Origin of the sequence: Desulforhopalus sp. IMCC35007, assembly GCF_005116575.1 — a bacterium.
Taxonomy (GTDB): Bacteria; Desulfobacterota; Desulfobulbia; order Desulfobulbales; family Desulfocapsaceae; genus Desulforhopalus_A.
Genome location: NZ_SWCN01000081.1, coordinates 1 through 615 on the forward strand (window position 1 = coordinate 1; position 615 = coordinate 615).

The following is a 615-nucleotide window of genomic DNA, read 5'->3' on the forward strand; positions in this document are numbered from 1 at the left end:
CAACAACAAGCCTGCAAAATTATTAATATCACTGTGCGCACACTACAGTATTGGCGTGTTAATGGTTTAGAAGACCAGCGACAAATGATAAACAAGAGGCCAGCCAACAAACTCAGTGAACAAGAGAGGCAGGAAGTTCTTTCGGTATGCAACAGTAAAGAATTTATGGATTTGCCACCCAAACAAATTGTTCCTGCCTTGGCTGACAAAGGGTATTTATCGCGTCCGAAAGCACCATTTACCGCATCCTCCGAGCTGTCAGCCAAGTACAGCATCGAGGGCGCACAGCAAAGCCCAGTTTAGTAAACCGACCAGCTTCTTATACAGCAAATGGCCCCAATCAATTGTGGTCTTGGGATATTACTTATCTCGCCAGCACCATAAAAGGTCAGTTCTTCTATTTGTACCTATTTATGGACATTTATAGCCGTAAGATTGTTGGCTGGGAAGTGTATGAAAATGAGTCTTCTGAGCAAGCAGCTGATGTATTGAGAAAGACCCGACTTAAAGAAGCTTTACCGATTAATCATGAACTTGTTTTACATTCTGATAATGGTGGTCCAATGAAGGGTGCAACTATGCTTGCTACGATGCAGAAAATCGGTGTTATACCCT

Annotated in this window: 1 protein-coding gene and 1 pseudogene; both read left to right on the plus strand. The window is 42.8% G+C overall.

Annotation, left to right across the window (positions count from 1 at the left end; genetic code table 11):
* Positions 1–303, plus strand: a pseudogene (locus FCL48_RS26050) (hypothetical protein); the annotation flags it as partial.
* Between the two features lie 41 nt (positions 304–344).
* A partial coding sequence (locus tag FCL48_RS26055; protein WP_169309379.1) for a DDE-type integrase/transposase/recombinase occupies positions 345–615 on the plus strand: 271 nt, incomplete at its 3' end.